The following is a 15,977-nucleotide window of genomic DNA, read 5'->3' on the forward strand; positions in this document are numbered from 1 at the left end:
TGGATCCCGGGCCGGATCCACGGTCCGCTGCCGCTTTCCCCAGGTCCCTCCGTGGCGGGCCGCTGGCCGGCCCGTCATCGGTGACGCTACGTATCCAAAGGGTCCGGGGGCAAGTGGTCGACCGGTGATTCCTGGTGTCCATTAGCGGACTTGACCTGCGGCGCAGCCGCAGGAGCCGGTGCCGGCCACCGGTGACCGACGGTGTGCATGGATGACGACTCAGACCTTGGCGGCCAGCCCCAGCGCCTCCGCGGCGGCCCGCCCGTTGGCGTGGCTCGCCCCGTAGGTGGTGACGAAGGCCCGTGCCCCCGCCGGCCGCCAGGCCGCCGGCCAGCCCATCTCCACCACCGTCGTCGGATGGGCGGCGGCCAGCGCGGCCACCAGGTCGGTGCCGCCGGGCAGCCGGTGCAGGTGCCGGCCGACCAGCACGATCGGCCGGGAGCCCGCGAGCCGGCGCAGCTGCTGCGGATCGGCCTCCTCGGCCACCACCCGCACCTGCTCGACATCGGCCAGGTGCGGGCCCAGCCCCCACGGCACCCGACCCTCGGCGATCGTCGAGGCGGCGTACACCTGCACCACCAGCGGCCGGTCGAGGCCGTCGACCGTCCCCTCGACGCGGACCGCCCGCCGGGCGGCCGCGTACCCCAGGTCCGACGCCGCGGGAACTGCCGTCGCCGCGCGGGTCCGGGCGGCCATCCCGGCGGTACGCTCCGCCGCCTGCTCCACCCGCGCCCGGTCCAGCCCGCCGTCGCCGATCGCCTCCACGATCCCGGTGACCACCCGCTCGACCAGCGGCGCGTCGACCTGCGCACCGACGCAGAGCAGGTCCGCCCCGGCGGCCAGCGCACGGACGGCGGCCGGACCGACCCCGCCCGCGGCCAGCGCCGCACCCTGCATCTCCAGCGCGTCGGTGACCACCACGCCGGTGAAGCCGTACTCGCCGCGCAGCAGGTCCACCAGGACCGCCCGGCTGAACGTGGCCGGGCCGTCGCCGGTCAACGCCGGAACCCGGATGTGCGCGGTCATGATCGCCTCCACCCCCGCGTCGATCACCGCGGCGAACGGCGGCAGGTCCCGCTGCCGCAGCACCTCCGCCGCCACGTCGACCGTGGGCAGCTCGTGGTGCGAGTCGGCGACCGTCGCGCCGTGGCCGGGGAAGTGCTTGGCGCAGGCCGCCACGCCGGCCGACTGGAGACCGAGCACCGCCGCCGCCGAGTGGACCGCCACCCGGACCGGGTCGGCGCCGAACGAGCGGGTGCCGATCACCGGGTTCTCGTCGGCGGTGTTCACGTCCACCGTCGGCGCCAGGTCCAGGGTCACGCCGAGCGCCGCCAGCTCCGCGCCGATCGCCGCGTACACCTCGCGGGTCAGGCCCGCGTCGTCCACCGCGCCGAGCGCCGCGTTGCCCGGGTACGGGCTGCCCGTGGCGTGCGCCAGCCGGGTGACGTCGCCGCCCTCCTCGTCGATGGCCACCAGCACGTCCGCCCGCCCGGCCCGCAGTGCGGCGGTGCTCGCCGCCACCTGCGCCGGGTCGTGCACGTTGGTGCCGAACAGGGTGTGCCCGGCCAGCCCCTCGGCGACCAGGTCGACCGCCCAGTCCGGCGGGACCGGCCCCGGGTACGCGGCCAGCAGCGTGCCCAGCGCCAACCGGCGCAGTCCTGGATCCAGCCCCACCACATTCCTCCTTCGACGCCCGCCGGTACGGGTGATCGACCTGACCGGGCCGGCCGGCGGCGCTGCCCGGTCGCCCGGGTATCGCCGTTCCGGGCGGCCGATACGCTACGGGAACCGCCCCCGGGTCGGTTGGTCAACAAAGTTTACGGAAACCTGAGGACGTCACATGAGTGCGACCCGGCTGCCCGGCACCCCCCGCCTGTTGCGGGCGCTCAACGACCGCGCGGCGCTGGAGCTGCTGCTGGAACGCGGGCCGCTGACCCGGGCCCGGCTGGGCGAGTTGACCGGGCTGTCCAAGGTCACCGCCTCGCAGCTGGTGGAGCGGCTGGAGGAACGCGGCCTGGTCACCCGGGTCGGCGAGCAGGCCGGCGGCCGCGGCCCCAACGCCCAGCTCTACGCCGTACGCCCGGGCAGCGCGCACGTGGTCGGCGTGGACGTCGGCGCCGACCGGGTGGTGGCCGCCTGCGCCGACATCACCGGCGCCGTCAACGGCCGGGTGGAACAGTCCACCCGGGACACCGACGACCCGGTGGGCGTGGTGCACAACGCGGTGGTCCAGGCCGCGAGCAGCGCCGGCGCGGAGCTGTCCACCGTACGACGGGTGGTGCTGGGCACCCCGGGCCTGGTGGACCCGGCCACCGGCGACATCACCTTCGCGTTCAACCTGCCCCGCTGGCACCGGGGACTGCTCGCCGCGCTCCGCGAGGACCTGCGCATCCCGGTGGTCTTCGAGAACGACGTGAACCTGGCCGCGGTCGCCGAGGCGCAGTCCGGCGCCGCCCGGGGCGTACCCGACTTCGTGCTGGTCTGGGTGGGCGCCGGCGTCGGCCTGGCGATCGTGCTCGGTGGCCGGCTGCACCACGGCAGCACCGGCGCGGCCGGCGAGATCGGCTACCTGCCGGTGCCCGGGGTACCGATCCCGCGCGACGTCTCCCGCCGGGCCAAGCCGGCCTTCCAGCAGCTGGCCGGGGCGGACGCGGTCCGCGCGGTGGCCCGCGAGCACGGCTTCGGCGCCCCGGACGCGGCGGCGGCCGTCCGGGCGGCGATCGACGCCGGCCCGGCCGGCGGCCCGATGCTCGACGAACTCGCCCGCCGGCTGGCCCTCGGCGTGGCCAGCACCTGCGTGGTGCTGGACCCGCCGCTGGTGGTGCTCGCCGGTGAGGTGGGTCAGGCCGGCGGCGCGGCACTCGCCGAGCGGGTGCAGCACGAGGTCGCCGCGATCACCCTGGTCCGGCCCCGGGTGGTGGTGACCGGGCTGACCGAGGAGCCGATCCTGCACGGCGCGCTGCGCACCGCGCTGGACGCGGTCCGCGACGAGGTCTTCGGCTCCACCGTGGGCTGAACCGGCCGGCCCGCCGGGTGACGGGCCGGCCGCGCAATCAGATCAGGTCGCGGCGGCGGAACACCGCGAACGCCGCCACCACCAGCACGGCGGTGACCACCAGCAGCACCGGCAACGACTCGGCCGCGGTCAGCCTCCACACCCCTGAGCAGTCGCCCCGGCCGTAGCAGACCACGTCGGTGGAGAACTGCAGGCTCCCGTTGAGCCACGCCCCGACATAGCTGGACAGCACCCAGCGCTCCGGGCTGCGCACGTCCAGGATCTCCATCACCAGCCGGGCGCCGGCCTCCCAGACCACGGCGTACGCGGCCGCCGCGCCGAGCGCCGCCGCGGTGTGCCGGCCCAGCGTGGCGATCGCGAAGCCCACCGCCGTGCCGAGCAGCACCAGCAGCAGTCCGCGACCGAACAGGCCGCCCAGCGAGCGCCAGAACGCGTCGTCCAGTCGCCCCGGCCGCCCCGCCGCCTGCCCGATCAGCCAGAACGTCGCCAGGTACGCCGCCGAGGCCAGCACCGACAGCACCAGCACCCCGCCGAGCAGGGTGCCCAGCTTCGCCCCCAGCACGGCCAGCCGCCGCGGCCGCCAGAGCAGCAGGTTCACCACCCCGCCGGAGTTCAGGTCCGCCCCGACGTAGGACGCCCCCACCAGGAATCCGAAGAGCAGCAGGAACGCGATCAGGAAGAACAGCAGCGGGCGCGCCTCGTCGGCGAAGGTGAACACGTTGTAGAGGAAGTCACTGGCGACCGGCAGCCGCTCCTGCTGCCCCGGGTCGAGGAACGAGCAGTCCTCGGGATATTCCTCGACCTGCCCCTCCGGGTCGCCGGCCTGCTTGGCCGCCACACAGTTGCGGTAGCTGTCCTCCATGCTCTGCCGCGCCTCGACGGCCTGTCGGTCGGCCTCGGCCAACTCGTTCGCCGTGGGCCGGTGCGAGTCGGCCAGCGTGGTCGCCGCGGTGATGCCGAAGGCGAGCACCAGCAGCACCACCATCAACTGCACGAACCGGCGGGCGGCGAGCCGCTCCGCCTCGGCACGGACCAGTCTCACGACTGCACCTCCCGGGCATCGCCCACCGTCACGTCGAGGTCGATCATCGGCTCCGGGCTGCGCGGCCCGGGCAGCACCGCGTCGTCCACCTGCCGGGGCACGCCCGGGTCCGGAGTGGTGCCGGTCAGCTCCAGGAAGACGCTCTCCAGGTCGGGCCGGAGCGGGGTCAGCTCGCGTACCCACAGACCCTGCTCGCCCAGCGTGCGGGAGATCACCTCCGGGTCGGCCACCCCGGTCGCCACCAGGTGGTCCCCGTCGGCGTCGACCGGCACCCCGGCGGCGGCCAGCAGTTGCGCCGCACGCCCCGGATCGGCCACCCCGACCCGCCACTGGTGCTGGTCGAAGCCGGCCAGCACCTCCTCCACCCGGCCGGCTGCCACCCGCCGGCCCCGGGAGATGATCGTCACGTGGTCGCAGATCAGCTGGATCTCGCCGAGGATGTGGCTGGAGAGCAGCACGGTCACTCCCGCCGCGGCCAGCGATCGGACCAGGTCCCGCATCTCCCGGATGCCCGCCGGGTCCAGCCCGTTCGCCGGCTCGTCGAGGATCAGCAGCTCCGGGTTCTTCAGCAGCGCCGAGGCCACCGCCAGCCGCTGCTTCATGCCCAGCGAATAGCCGCGGACCCGCTCGTGGCCGCGGTCGCGCAGGCCCACCTGCTCCAGCACCTCGTCGACCCGGGCGGTCGGCAGCCCGCCGGCGACGGCGAGCAGGCGCAGCGTGCGGTGCGCGGTGAAGTTGCCGAAGAACTGCGGGCTCTCCACGATCGCGCCGACCCGACCGGCCACCTCGGGCAGCAGTCGCGGCGACTCCGCGCCCAGCACCCGCATCCGGCCGCCGTCGGACCGGACCAGGCCGAGCAGCGCCCGCAGGGTGGTGGTCTTGCCTGAGCCGTTCGGGCCGAGGAAGCCGTGCACCTGGCCGGCCTCCACCAACAGGTCGAAGCCGTCCACCGCCACCCGGCGGCCGTGCCGCAGGCTGTGGAACGACTTGCGCAGGCCCTCGATCTCGATGATCGCGGTCATCCGGCGGTCTCGCCGTCGCGTACGGGCATCAGGTGTCCTCTCCCGGGGTGAGTCATGACACGGCGCCCCACCCTATGGCGGCCCCGCCGCCCGTGGGGGGCACCCACGCGGTGCGTGGTTGGATGGGCGGGTGACTGTGGATGCGGATCTGGTGGTCAGCCTGGACCAAGTGGCGGTACGCCGGTCCGGCACCGCCCTGCTGGACGGCGTCGACTGGCGCGTCGGACTGGACGAACGGTGGGTGGTGCTCGGGCCGAACGGCGCCGGCAAGACCACCCTGCTGAACCTCGCCGCCGGCCGGTTGCACCCGACCGTCGGCACCGCGCACGTGCTCGGCGAGCGGATCGGCCGTACCGACGTCAACGAGCTGCGGACCCGGATCGGCCTCTCCACCGCCGCGCTGGCCGAGCGGCTGCCGGCCGAGGAGAAGGTCACCGACGTGGTGGTCACCGCGGCCTGGTCGGTGGTGGGCCGCTGGCGGGAGAGCTACGACCCGGGCGACGAGCGGCGGGCCCACGCCCTGCTCAGCCAGCTGGGCATCGGCCACCTCGCCGACCGGACGTACGGGACGCTGTCCGAGGGGGAGCGCAAGCGGGTGCAGATCGCCCGGGCGCTGATGACCGACCCGGAGCTGCTGCTACTCGACGAGCCGGCCGCCGGGCTCGACCTGGGTGGCCGCGAGGATCTGGTCGCCCGGCTGGCCGAGCTGGCGTACGACCCGGACGCGCCCGCCCTGGTGCTGGTCACCCACCACGTCGAGGAGATCCCGCCGGGGTTCACCCACGCGCTGCTGCTGCGCGACGGCGGTGTGGTCGCCCAGGGGCTGCTCGGTGACACGCTGACCGCCGACAACCTCTCCAAGACCTTCGGCCTGCCGCTGGTGGTCGAGCGGCGCGGCGACCGGTTCACCGCCCGCGCCGCCTGAGCCGGCCGGGCCGCCACTCGACGTTCGGAGGAGAGCCGGTGCGACAGACCCGCGTCGCGGTGGTGGGCAGCGCCAACATGGACCTGGTCGCCACCGCGGCCACCCTGCCCCGGCCGGGGGAGACGGTGCTCGCCACCGACTTCGTCACCGTCCCCGGCGGCAAGGGCGCCAACCAGGCCGTCGCCGCGGTACGCGCCGGCGCCACCTGCACGTTCCTTGGCGCGATCGGCTCCGACTCGTTCGGGGTGACCCTGCGGGCCCGGATCACCGCCGCCGGGGTGGACACCGGCCAGCTGCGGGTGGTGTACGGCGCCTCCGGCGTGGCCCTGGTGATGGTGAACGCCGACGGGGAGAACCTGATCACGGTGACGCCCGGCGCGAACGGGGCGTTCACCGGTCTCACCCCGGACGAGCTGGCCGCCGTACGCGACGCCGACGTGCTGGTCGCCCAGCTGGAGGTGCCGGTCGAGACGGTGACGGAGGCGGCGGTGGCGGCCCGGGCGGCCGGCACCCGGGTGATCCTGAACGCGGCGCCGGCCCGGCCGGTGCCGGCGGAGCTGCTCGCCGCGGTGGACGTGCTGGTGGTGAACGAGACCGAGGCGCAGGCGCTCACCGGGCACGGCCGGGAGGACCCGCACGCCCTGCTGGCGCTGGTGCCCCGGGCGGTGCTCACCCTCGGTGGCGAGGGCGCCTGGTACGGCGACCGGGACGGCACGGCGGTGCACGTACCGGCCGTGCGGGTGGAGGTGGTGGACTCCACCGCCGCGGGTGACGCGTTCACCGCCGCGCTGGCGGTGGCCTGGGGCGAGGGGCGGGACCTGCTCGACGCCGTGCGTTGGGCGGCGGCGGCCGGGGCGGCCTGCTGCCGGCGGCTGGGCGCCTCGGTGGCGCTGCCCCGCCGGCACGAGATCGACGAGCTTTACGCGCCGGCCTGACCGGCCCCGCCCGGGTCGACCCGTCCGGCGGCCGGTCAGCTCTCCGGGTCGTCGTTGAGCCGCTCGCCGCGGCGGCGCAGCATGCCCAGGCCGGGGATGCCGGCCACGGCGAGCTTCAGGTCCCGCGTGACGTCGAGCAGGTCGTGCAGGTCCGGGCCGACCCGGTCCAGGGTGGCCAGGATCGGCAGCACGTCGGCGGTCAGGTGCTCCTTGAGCTTGGGCAGCTCGTCGACCAGCCGGATGGCGGCGGTCACCTCCTCCTGGCTGAGTTCCGCGACGAACCGGTCGGCCATCGGCGCGCCGCGCCGCAACGCCGGCTCGTACGCGGCCAGCAGCCCCGCCGCGGTGGTGGTGGTTTCGGCAGCGGCGACGGCCACCTTCTCCGCGTCGGCTACCACCGACAGGGCGGCGGCGGAGACCCGTTCGGCCTCACCCACCACGACGGCGGCCGCGGCGGCCACCTCGGTGGCGCTGTCGATGGCGGTGGTGGCGGCGGCGCTGATCACGGCCACCTCGCGGACCGCCGACTCGGCGTCGTCGAGGACCCGGTCGGTGCGGTCCAGCGTCCCCTCGATCCGGTCGACCACCCCGTTGATCCGAGCCAGCAGCGCCTCGACGCCGTCGAGCACCGCGAAGGCGCGGGTGGGCACGGCTGCGAAGGACGCCGCCTGGTCGAGCGCGGAACGGGTGAGGCCGAAGACCGCGGTCGGTCGGGGGAGGGGAATCGCCATGCTCCCAGTGTGCGTCGGGCCGGCCAGGAGCGCCGGGCGGTGGCCGTCCGGGTGGTGGGGGGCACGGGCGCCGGGCGGTAGGGTGCGGCCATGTCGGCCCGCCCCGCAGGTGTCGTCCCGGCCACCCGCGCGACCGTGCTGCTCGCCGTGCTGGCCCTGCTCGCCGTGGTGCTCGGCGGCGTCCGGTTGGCGCAGGCCGGCGCCGGGTCGAGCGCCCGCCAGGTCACCGTCGACGGGGTGCCGTTGACCGAGGTGCGGGCCGGGTCGTCGCCGGGCCGGCACCCTGGGGTGGTGGTGGCGCACGGCTTCGCCGGCTCGGCCCGGCTGATGCGTCCGCTCGCCGACACGGTGGCCCGGCACGGCGCGGTGGCGCTGCTGCTCGACTTCGCCGGGCACGGCGCGAACCCGGCCCGGCTCCCCGGCGCCGGCCGGGACGGCTCCGCCGCACGGGCCGTGCTGGAACACGACCTGGACGTGGCCGTGGCGCACCTGCGGGCCCTGCCGGACGTGGACCCGGACCGGATCGTGCTGGTCGGCCACTCGATGGGCGCGGGTGCGGTCACCCGGTACGCCGCGACGCACCCGGAGATCGCGGCGACCGTGGCGGTGTCGTTGCCGGACGCGGGCGCCCTGCCGTACGGGCGGCCCCGGGCGTTGCGCCTGGTGGTCGGGGGCGCCGAGTTCCCGGGCTTCCGCCGGGCCGCCGAGCAGGCGCTGCGGGCGGCGCCGCCGGGGCAGCGGAGCCTGACCGTGGTGTCGGGGACCGAGCACATCTCGGTGCTCTTCGCCGGGCGTACCCACGAGACGGTGGTCGCTGCCCTGCCCGGCGGGTCGGCCGGCCCGCCGCCGCGGCCGGGCGCCCGGCTGGCCGGCGCGGGTCTGCTCCTGCTCGGCCTGGGGGTCGGCTTCGTGCCGTTGGTGGCGGCGCTGCGCGGGCGGCGCCCGGACGGCCCGGCAGCCGCCGACGTGCGGCCGGTCACCGGCCGGTGGCTGCTGCTCGGCGCGGTGGCGGTCGCGGCCGGGTTGGCGGCGGTGGTCGCCACGGTGGCGCCCACCGTCCGGTTGCCGCTGGCCGTCGGCGGCTACGTGACCGGTTACCTGCTGCTCACCGGGCTGCTGCTGGCCGTGCTGGCCCGCCGGCTCGTCCCCGGCCGGGGCACCCCGCCGGTCCGGGAGGCCGGCTCACGGCCCGCGCCGCTCGCCGCCCTGACCATCGGGTACGCGCTGGTCTCGGTGGCCGTGCCGATCCACCTCGGCTTCACCGCGGCCTGGCCGGTCGGCGCGAGGTGGTGGCTGCTGCCCGTGGTGGCGGTGGGCTGCCTGGCCTTCCTGCTCGGCGCGGAGCGGATCGCGGCGGGCCGCAGCGGCCGGTACGCCGCCGTGCTCGCCCTCACCGTGCTGGTCCTCGCCGTCGCGGCGGTGGCCGGCTTGGCGCCCGGTTTCGTCCTGCTGGTGGTGCCGCTCTTCGCGGTGCTGGCGGGGTGGGCGGCGGCCTGGGCGGCGGTGCTGCGCCGGGCCGGCGTGCCGGGCTGGCTGCCGGCCGTGGTGGGCACGGTGCTGCTGGCCTGGCCGATCGCCACCACGCTGCCGCTGGCCTGACCAGGGGATCAGCCGTTGTCGGCGGTGCGCTCGGCGACCCGCAGCGCCCACCAGATCAGCGGCGCCTGCAACGGCAGCCGGCCGTAGCCGATCGCCCGCTTCGCGGGCCCCCGGTGCCGCCAGTCCGCGGCCATCTTCACGTTGGCGGGCAGCACGGCGACGAAGAGCGCCGCGGCGGCCAGCCCGCCGGCCCGCCGGGTCCGCGGCGCGGCCACGGCCGCCGCCACCGCCAGCTCCGCGACCCCGCTGGCGTACGTCCAGAAGCGCGCCGGACCGGGCAGCCGGCGCGGCACGATCGGGTCGTAGAAGCGGGGACGGGCCAGATGGGTCACACCGGCCGCCGCCAGCAGTCCGGCCAGGGCGAGGGCCTCGCCGCGACGACTCGTCACCGATGGTCTCCCTGCTGTTCGACGGCGCGTTGCACGGCCCGGTAGATCTGCCCGAACCGTAGCGCGTCCGGGGTGCGCAGCAACATCACCTCCTGCCCGTGGTGCTGCACCCACAGCTCGTGCACCCGGTTGCCGCGCTCGTACGAGCGGTCCAGCCAACCCAACGGCAGTTCGAGGAAGGGGGTGAGGACCAGCGCGCCGACCGCGCAGGCGGCCAGGATGATCAGGGCCAGCTTCCAGTTGCCCCGGTCCTGCGCCGCCCAGGCGAGCGAGAGCACGCAGACCAGCGCGACCAACGGCGGCAGGGACAGCAGCAGCACCAGGACGCCCCGACCCAGCACCCGACCCCGGACGGCCAGCGTGGTGACCCCGCGGGCGTGCCAGACGTACGTCACGTCGGCCACCCGGACCGCCTGCCCACCGGCCCGGATCGACTCGGAGGTCACCTGCACGGTGTCGTCGCGGTAATAGAGGGTCATCACTAAGCATTACCACCGGTGTCCAAGCCGGAACACCCCGTGGGCTCCCCGGTCGTCATCTCAGCTCCGGCTCCGAAGGCGGCGGCGGAACGGCCGGCCGGCCCTGCGGCTCCCCGCGGGTAGCTCGTCGGGGTGCCTACAGACTTGAGAGCGTGGACGACTCAGGACGCGGGTGGTCGGGTCCCGTCCGACCGGGACGGTTGGTTCGGTCGGGAGCCGAAGGCCCCCCGTGGCGGCGCGTTTCGTGTGGCAGCCGTGGTCGAGTCGTTCACGCTCTCAAGTCTGTAGTGGCCGAAGGGGGTATCGGCGGGGTCAGCCAACCTCGGCCTATTCTCGGCGGAGTGGGAGGCGACGAGCGGGAGCGCAACGTCGAGGTGGTCCGCCGGTATCTGCGGACCTTCGTCACGAAGGACCTGGCCGAGTTGGCTGCGGTGGTCGCCGAGGACGTGGAGATCTACGGCTCCGGCCGCAGCGTGCGGGGGCGGGAGTATCCCGAGGGCGCGGTCTCCTCGCCCGGGCTGACCGTGCTGGACCTGGAGATCGTGGAGATCTTCGCGGCGGAGGACCGGGTGGTGGTGTCGATGGCGCTGACCTACCGGCGGGACGCCACCGGGGCGGTCGCCGTGCAGAGCGCCTGCAAGATGTACCGGCTGGCCGGCGGGCGGATCGTGCAGTTCTGGGGCGAGCAGGACCTCTACGGTCTGCTGCGCGGCCTGGAGCTCCTGCCGGCCGAGCTGCCCGCGTTCTGAGTGGCCGACGGGGCCGGCCGGCGGGCGACGGGCTGGCCGCTCTCCATCGCCCGCTGCACCGCCCGGTAGATCTGGCCGAAGCGCAGCGCGTCGCCGGTGGCGAGCAGCCGGACCGGCCTGCCCCGCCAGCGGGCCCACATCTCCCACTGCCGGCTGCCGCGGGCGTACGACCGGTCCAGGTGTTCGAAGAGGAAGTCGGCGAGCGGGCCGACGGCGAGCCCGACGAGCACCGACGCCCCGACGATGGCGATCGTCACGGTGGCGGAACGGTGCAGCCAGAGCGCGAGTGCGACGCCCAGGGCGGCGGCCACCAGCGGGCCGGCCAGCGCGGCCCCGATCGCTCCCCGCCCGGCGAGCACCCGCCACGACCGGCTGCCCCGGCGGTGCCACACCATGCTGATCTCGGCCAGCGGGAAGGTCCGCTCGTCCACCCGGACGGCGGTGGAGGTGACCCGCACCGACCTGTCGTCGTAGAACGTGATCATGGCTTGACTCCCGGTGGTGGGGCTGACACCACACTACGTACCCAAACGATCCGGGTCGTAAGGTTGGCACGCGACTTCGACGAGGAAGTGAGGGCAGCGTGGGCGAGTTCGTCAGGCTGGAATCCAAGGACGGCATCGGCACCATCCGGCTCGAGCGGCCGCCGATGAACGCGCTGAACAAGCAGGTCCAGGAGGAGTTGCGCGCCGCGGCCGCCGAGGCCGCCGCCGACCCCGAGGTCCGCGCGGTCATCGTGTACGGCGGCGAGAAGGTCTTCGCGGCCGGCGCGGACATCAAGGAGATGGCCGACATGTCCTACGTGGACATGGCGGAGCGGGCCGCCGACCTGTCCAGCGCGCTCGGCGCGTTCACCCGGATCCCGAAGCCGGTGGTCGCGGCGATCACCGGGTACGCCCTCGGCGGCGGCTGCGAGCTGGCGCTGGCCTGCGACTGGCGGATCGTGGCCGAGGACGCCAAGCTCGGCCAGCCCGAGATCAAGCTCGGCATCATCCCGGGCGCCGGCGGCACCCAGCGGCTGGCCCGCCTGGTCGGCCCGGCCCGTGCCAAGGACCTGATCATGACCGGCCGGATGGTCGACGCCCAGGAGGCGCTGCGCATCGGCCTGGCCGACCAGGTGGTCCCGGCCGCCGACGTCTACGCCGCTGCCGTGGCGTACGTGAAGCCGTTCCTGACCGGTCCGGTGCAGGCGCTGCGGGCGGCGAAGCTGGCCGTGGACGGTGGCCTCGACATGGACCTGAACTCGGGTCTGGCCTGGGAGAGCCAGCTCTTCGCGGGGCTCTTCGCCACCGACGACCGGCGGGAGGGCATGGCCGCCTTCGTCGAGAAGCGCAGGCCCGGTTTCACCGGCCGCTGAGCCACGCTCTCGGGTCGGCGGCCCTCCGCCGTCGACCCGAGAGCGGTTCACATTCCGCGTACCGGCCAGTAGCGTGTGACTCCGGTCATGCGACGAAGGGGAGTGGCGATGACGGAACAGGTCGAGGGGCACGGCGGGCAGCTCGCGCTGGCGGCGCTGCGGGCGCACGGCGTACGCGAGATGTTCACCCTCTCCGGCGGGCACGTCTTCCCGCTCTACGACGCCGCGCACCAGGCCGGTTTCCCGATCTACGACGTCCGGCACGAGCAGTCCGCCGTCTTCGCCGCCGAGGCGGTCGCCAAGCTCCAGCGCCGCCCCGGCCTGGCCGTGCTCACCGCCGGTCCCGGTGTCACCAACGGCGTCTCCGGGCTGACCAGCGCCTTCTTCAACGCCTCCCCGGTCCTCGTGCTCGGCGGCAGGGCGCCGCAGTTCCGCTGGGGCTCGGGCAGCCTCCAGGAGATGGACCACCTGCCGCTGGTCGCCCCGGTCACCAAGCACGCCGAGACGGTGTTCAGCGCCGACGACATCCCGCGCGCGGTGACCACCGCGCTCACCGCGGCGCTCACCCCGCACCGCGGCCCGGCGTTCCTCGACTTCCCGCTGGAGGCGGTCTTCTCCGTCGGCGACGCCGAGCTGCCCCCGGTGGCCCCGGTCGCCCCGATCGAGCCCGACCCGGACGAGGTCGCCCGCGCCGCCGCGCTGATCGCCGCCGCGCAGCGCCCGGTGATCATCGCCGGTTCCGACGTGTACGCCGGTGACGCCGTCGACGCGCTCCGGGCCGCCGCCGAGGCGTTGCAGGTGCCGGTCTTCACCAACGGCATGGGTCGCGGCTCGTTGCCGCCAGAGCACCCGCTCGCCTTCGCCAAGGCCCGCCGGGCCGCCCTCTCCGGCGCCGACGTGGTCGTGGTGATCGGCACCCCGCTGGACTTCCGGCTGAGCTTCGGCGACTTCGGCGACGCCCAGGTGGTGCACGTGGTCGACGCCCCGAGCCAGCGCGCCGGGCACGTCCAGCCCGCCGCCAGCCCCGCCGGCGACCTGCGGCTGATCCTCACCGCCTTCGCCGAGCACCCCGGCGACCGGACCGACCACGCCGACTGGATCGCCGGGCTGCGTACCGCCGAGGACGCCGCCAAGGCCCGCGACGCCGAGGCGATGGCCGCCGAGACCGACCCGATCCGCCCGGCCCGCGTCTACGGCGAGCTGCGCAAGGTGCTGGCCCCCGACGCGATCACCATCGGCGACGGCGGCGACTTCGTCTCCTACGCCGGCAAGTACCTCGAACCCGCCCAGCCCGGCACCTGGCTCGACCCCGGCCCGTACGGCTGCCTCGGCACCGGCATGGGTTACGCCATGGGGGCCCGGGTCACCCACCCCGACCGGCAGATCTGCGTGCTGATGGGCGACGGCGCGGCGGGCTTCTCGCTGATGGACGTCGAGTCCCTGGTGCGGCAGAACCTGCCCGTGGTGATCGTGGTCGGCAACAACGGCATCTGGGGTCTGGAGAAGCACCCGATGCGGGCCATGTACGGCTACGACGTGGCCGCCGACCTCCAGCCCGGGCTGCGCTACGACAAGGTGGTCGAGGCGCTGGGCGGCGCGGGGGAGACGGTCGAGAAGTCCGCCGACCTCGGCCCCGCCCTGACCCGCGCCTTCGACGCAGGCGTGCCGTACCTGGTCAACGTGCTGACCGACCCGTCGGACGCGTACCCCCGTTCGTCGAACCTGGCCTGAGCGCGGACACCGGCCGGCGGTCAGACCTCCGGCCGGTCCTGCTCGTCCTCCCGGCGGCGCAGGTCCCGCTCCCAGCGGTCGAAGAGTTCCTCGTCCTGCCGGCGGCCGCGCTCGGCGACGGAGCGGAGGAACTCCGGGTCGTCGTCGGGGGCGACCGGCCGCCGCGAGTTGCCGGTCCCGGTCGGCCGCGCTCCGTGGGCCGGTCCGGTGTCCCGCCCGGCGACGAACCAGGCGATCGGGCCGGCCAGCGGCAGGAACACGATCACCGGCACCCAGACGGGCCAGGGCAGCGAACGGACCTCGCGCTTCTCCGCCGAGAGGCAGCTGATCAGCGCGAGGGCGCCGAGGACGACGTGGGCCAGGACGAGAAGGATCGCGAGCCGCACCATGGCTCAACTATGGCGCACCTTCGCCCGATCACCACAGGCGGCGCGAGGCCGCGTGCCGGCCAGGCCGGACGTCATCGGCCGTCGGGGCGTTCACCGCAGCCCCCGTAGCACGTGCAGCACCCCCAGCAGGGCCAGCCCGGCGGCGGCGAGCGCGGTGAGGGGGAACGACCAGCGTTGTCCGCGCTGGACGCCTGCCCCGGTCGCCCGCCGCCAGTCGACGACCAGGATGGCGAGCCAGGCGGCCACCGCGACGCCGGCCAGCAGCGCGTCGACCACGTCACCGGCGAACGCCAACCGCAGCTCCAGCACGACGACCCCGGTGAGCGCCAGCAACGTCCGTCGCCAGGCCAGCCGGGTGCGCTCCGGTTGCAGCCCCGGGTCCCTGGTCATCCGATCGCGCGAGCCAGGACGGCGGCCACCAGCAGCAGCGCGCCGAGCGCCACGACCAGGGCGAGCACGGCGGGGAAGCGGGAGGCCGGCAGCTCCTCGCCGAGCCGGATGGCCCGCTCGGTACGCGCCCAGTGGTCCACCGCCCGGACCGCCACCGTGCCGCCGAGCAGCAGCAGCGCGACGGCGATGATCTCGCGCAGGTGGGCCAGGGGCAGTGGTGGCAGGAACTGGGCGGCGGCCAGCCCGCCGGCGATCAGCGCCAGCCCGGTTCGCAGCCAGGCCAGGAAGGTCCGCTCGTTGGCCAGCGAGAAGCGGTAGTCCGGGGTGCTGCCCACCGAGCGCAGCTCGCGGGGATCGAACCACCGCCTGATCGCCGTCATCACACCGACGATTATCCGCTTTGTCCCGCGAATAGCCTGGGCGGATGACTGATCTTGACGCTCGCACGCTGCGCGACGCCTACGACAACCAGGTCCGCCCGGAGCTGCCGGACCCGCTGCCCGCCGGGGTGACCGTGGAACGGGACGGCCCGCTGTTCCGGGTTCTCGGCCTGGACCAGCGCGGTTTCCTCACCTACCGGGACCTGGGTGGGCTGGCCGGCGCCGAACTGGACGCGCTGGTCGCCCGGCAGGTGGAGTTCTTCCGGGCCCGGGGCGAGGCGGTCGAGTGGAAGCTCGCCGGGCACGACGAGCCGGCCGACCTGGCCGACCGGCTGCGCGCGGCCGGGTTCGTGCCGGAGGACCGGGAGACCGTCGTGGTGGGCCCGGTCGCGGCCCTGGCCGGCGCCGTCCCGGTCCTGCCCGAGGGGGTACGCCTGCGCGAGGTCACCGCCCGGGAGGACCTGGAGCGGATCGCGGCCATGGAGGAGGCGGTCTGGCAGGAGGACCGCAGTCACCTGGTGTACGCGTTGGCCAAGGAGATCGAGGCCGACCCGCAGTCGATCACCATCGTGGTGGCCGAGGCGGGCGACGAGGTGATCAGCGCCGGCTGGATCCGCTACCAGCGTGGCACCGGCTTCGCCAGCCTGTGGGGCGGCTCGACCCTGCCGCAGTGGCGGCGCAGGGGCGTCTACCGGGCGCTGGTGGCGTACCGGGCCCGGCTGGCCGAGCAGCGGGGCAAGACGCTGGTGCAGGTGGACTGCTCCGAGGACAGCCGGCCCATCCTGGAGCGGCTGGGTCTGGTTGGCGTCACCACGACGACACCGTACGTCTACACTCCGTGAT

General features: G+C 75.1%; 18 protein-coding genes. 8 read left to right on the plus strand and 10 right to left on the minus strand.

What is annotated here, in order from left to right; all coding sequences use genetic code 11:
* Positions 1–219: 219 nt before the first annotated feature.
* On the minus strand, positions 220–1,674 hold the full coding sequence (locus GA0074704_RS09380) for a glycoside hydrolase family 3 protein (RefSeq protein ID WP_088973564.1): 1,455 nt from the start codon (positions 1,672–1,674) through the stop codon (positions 220–222).
* A 166-nt stretch (positions 1,675–1,840) separates the two neighbouring features.
* Between GA0074704_RS09380 and GA0074704_RS09385 the strand changes: the two genes are divergently transcribed.
* The gene (locus GA0074704_RS09385) at positions 1,841–3,016 is read left to right on the plus strand and encodes an ROK family transcriptional regulator (protein ID WP_088970137.1); all 1,176 of its coding nucleotides are present in this window, start codon (positions 1,841–1,843) and stop codon (positions 3,014–3,016) included.
* Between the two features lie 37 nt (positions 3,017–3,053).
* On the opposite strand, the gene GA0074704_RS09390 is transcribed toward GA0074704_RS09385, so the two are convergent.
* Both GA0074704_RS09390 and GA0074704_RS09395 read right to left on the minus strand, forming a co-directional pair.
* On the minus strand, positions 3,054–4,058 hold the full coding sequence (locus tag GA0074704_RS09390) for an ABC transporter permease subunit (protein WP_088970138.1): 1,005 nt from the start codon (positions 4,056–4,058) through the stop codon (positions 3,054–3,056).
* Positions 4,055–5,080 carry an ABC transporter ATP-binding protein gene (locus tag GA0074704_RS09395; protein ID WP_088970139.1) on the minus strand — a complete coding sequence of 342 codons (1,026 nt, stop codon included), beginning with the start codon at positions 5,078–5,080 and terminating at the stop codon, positions 4,055–4,057. Before GA0074704_RS09395 ends, GA0074704_RS09390 begins: the two co-directional genes overlap by 4 nt.
* A gap of 130 nt (positions 5,081–5,210) precedes the next feature.
* Here GA0074704_RS09395 and GA0074704_RS09400 point away from each other — a divergent pair, with 130 nt between their 5' ends.
* Together GA0074704_RS09400 and GA0074704_RS09405 are read left to right on the plus strand one after the other, a co-directional pair.
* A complete protein-coding gene (locus tag GA0074704_RS09400; protein WP_231926798.1) occupies positions 5,211–6,005 on the plus strand; it encodes an ABC transporter ATP-binding protein in 795 nt (264 codons plus the stop codon).
* Between the two features lie 38 nt (positions 6,006–6,043).
* Positions 6,044–6,940 (plus strand): ribokinase, encoded by an 897-nt coding sequence (locus GA0074704_RS09405; protein WP_088970141.1) that lies wholly within the window; start codon positions 6,044–6,046, stop codon positions 6,938–6,940.
* Between the two features lie 35 nt (positions 6,941–6,975).
* On the opposite strand, the gene GA0074704_RS09410 is transcribed toward GA0074704_RS09405, so the two are convergent.
* Complete coding sequence (locus GA0074704_RS09410; protein ID WP_088970142.1) at positions 6,976–7,671, minus strand: hypothetical protein; 696 nt, start codon at positions 7,669–7,671, stop codon at positions 6,976–6,978.
* Positions 7,672–7,761: 90 nt separating this feature from the next.
* Here GA0074704_RS09410 and GA0074704_RS09415 point away from each other — a divergent pair, with 90 nt between their 5' ends.
* On the plus strand, positions 7,762–9,270 hold the full coding sequence (locus tag GA0074704_RS09415) for an alpha/beta fold hydrolase (protein ID WP_088970143.1): 1,509 nt from the start codon (positions 7,762–7,764) through the stop codon (positions 9,268–9,270).
* 8 nt (positions 9,271–9,278) lie between these two features.
* Here GA0074704_RS09415 and GA0074704_RS09420 read toward each other — a convergent pair whose 3' ends face one another.
* Complete coding sequence (locus GA0074704_RS09420) at positions 9,279–9,659, minus strand: MauE/DoxX family redox-associated membrane protein (protein WP_088970144.1); 381 nt, start codon at positions 9,657–9,659, stop codon at positions 9,279–9,281.
* Positions 9,656–10,138: a DUF6232 family protein gene (locus GA0074704_RS09425; protein ID WP_088970145.1), complete on the minus strand. Its 483-nt coding sequence runs from the start codon at positions 10,136–10,138 to the stop codon at positions 9,656–9,658. The genes GA0074704_RS09420 and GA0074704_RS09425 overlap by 4 nt, the downstream gene beginning before the upstream one ends.
* Before the next feature lie 341 nt (positions 10,139–10,479).
* Here GA0074704_RS09425 and GA0074704_RS09430 point away from each other — a divergent pair, with 341 nt between their 5' ends.
* Positions 10,480–10,887, plus strand: coding sequence for a nuclear transport factor 2 family protein (locus GA0074704_RS09430; protein ID WP_231926799.1), 408 nt, complete (start codon positions 10,480–10,482; stop codon positions 10,885–10,887).
* Here the strand turns inward: GA0074704_RS09430 and GA0074704_RS09435 are convergent.
* Entirely contained in the window at positions 10,833–11,372 is a 540-nt protein-coding gene (locus GA0074704_RS09435; RefSeq protein WP_088970146.1) for a DUF6232 family protein, read from the minus strand. The two genes, GA0074704_RS09430 and GA0074704_RS09435, sit on opposite strands and share 55 nt — an antisense overlap.
* A 98-nt stretch (positions 11,373–11,470) precedes the next feature.
* Between GA0074704_RS09435 and GA0074704_RS09440 the strand changes: the two genes are divergently transcribed.
* Positions 11,471–12,244, plus strand: coding sequence for an enoyl-CoA hydratase-related protein (locus GA0074704_RS09440; RefSeq protein ID WP_088970147.1), 774 nt, complete (start codon positions 11,471–11,473; stop codon positions 12,242–12,244).
* A 108-nt stretch (positions 12,245–12,352) separates the two neighbouring features.
* Positions 12,353–13,975, plus strand: coding sequence for an acetolactate synthase (locus tag GA0074704_RS09445; RefSeq protein WP_088970148.1), 1,623 nt, complete (start codon positions 12,353–12,355; stop codon positions 13,973–13,975).
* Positions 13,976–13,995: 20 nt separating this feature from the next.
* Here GA0074704_RS09445 and GA0074704_RS09450 read toward each other — a convergent pair whose 3' ends face one another.
* The 3 genes from GA0074704_RS09450 to GA0074704_RS09460 all read right to left on the minus strand — a co-directional run bounded on the left by GA0074704_RS09450 (position 13,996) and on the right by GA0074704_RS09460 (position 15,134).
* Complete coding sequence (locus GA0074704_RS09450) at positions 13,996–14,364, minus strand: PLD nuclease N-terminal domain-containing protein (protein WP_088970149.1); 369 nt, start codon at positions 14,362–14,364, stop codon at positions 13,996–13,998.
* Between the two features lie 90 nt (positions 14,365–14,454).
* On the minus strand, positions 14,455–14,754 hold the full coding sequence (locus GA0074704_RS09455) for a DUF202 domain-containing protein (RefSeq protein WP_088970150.1): 300 nt from the start codon (positions 14,752–14,754) through the stop codon (positions 14,455–14,457).
* Positions 14,751–15,134 carry a YidH family protein gene (locus tag GA0074704_RS09460; protein ID WP_377471520.1) on the minus strand — a complete coding sequence of 128 codons (384 nt, stop codon included), beginning with the start codon at positions 15,132–15,134 and terminating at the stop codon, positions 14,751–14,753. The genes GA0074704_RS09455 and GA0074704_RS09460 overlap by 4 nt, the downstream gene beginning before the upstream one ends.
* A gap of 44 nt (positions 15,135–15,178) precedes the next feature.
* Between GA0074704_RS09460 and GA0074704_RS09465 the strand changes: the two genes are divergently transcribed.
* A complete protein-coding gene (locus GA0074704_RS09465) occupies positions 15,179–15,976 on the plus strand; it encodes a GNAT family N-acetyltransferase (RefSeq protein ID WP_088970152.1) in 798 nt (265 codons plus the stop codon).
* Position 15,977: the final 1 nt, after the last annotated feature.

The organism is Micromonospora siamensis, from assembly GCF_900090305.1.
Classification (GTDB): Bacteria; Actinomycetota; Actinomycetes; order Mycobacteriales; family Micromonosporaceae; genus Micromonospora; species Micromonospora siamensis.